Genomic DNA, 420 nt, shown 5'->3' with positions numbered 1-420 from the left:
AAGCGATAAATTCTACTCTACCGAAGTTGTGGAGTGTCCCCATAGCGGCTATATAAATAACAAACCACTCGAATATAGTCGATTTCGCGCTACCACGAAAAGCTTCAACAAGTACTTGCTTGTCTTCACCAAAAAATTTGTCTGCAAGCCGATAATGGATTTCAGCGTTAGCGTTTGTTTCTACGTTGGCGGCACGAATAAACGCAATAAACTTAACCGCCTCCGCACTAGGTATATACTCACTCATCGCTGCTGTACTCTCCGTCTATTATGTCAGAGTCTTTTACTTTCATGCCGCCAAGCTCATTAAGGTCTGTTGATCCTGCTTGTAAGTGTTTCAAAGAGCGGCCTGCGATCTCCGCTAGCTGATCATTAAGCTGCGCTACAGCACTAGACTCTTTAACACCTAGGTCAAGCTCG

At 44.5% G+C, this 420-nt stretch carries 2 protein-coding genes; both read right to left on the bottom strand.

Going from position 1 to position 420, the window contains the following annotated elements:
- A partial coding sequence (locus BZJ21_RS15590) for a hypothetical protein (RefSeq protein ID WP_449329005.1) occupies positions 1 to 247 on the bottom strand: 247 nt, incomplete at its 3' end.
- The coding region (locus BZJ21_RS16750) for a hypothetical protein (protein ID WP_449329004.1) at positions 240 to 420 on the bottom strand (181 nt) is incomplete at its 5' end. The genes BZJ21_RS15590 and BZJ21_RS16750, both read right to left, overlap by 8 nt.

Origin of the sequence: Salinivibrio costicola subsp. alcaliphilus, assembly GCF_001996185.1 — a bacterium.
In the GTDB taxonomy this organism is placed as follows: Bacteria; Pseudomonadota; Gammaproteobacteria; order Enterobacterales; family Vibrionaceae; genus Salinivibrio; species Salinivibrio costicola.
The sequence above is the reverse complement of the archived record's forward strand: the minus strand, read 5'-3'. Positions and strand labels throughout refer to the sequence as shown.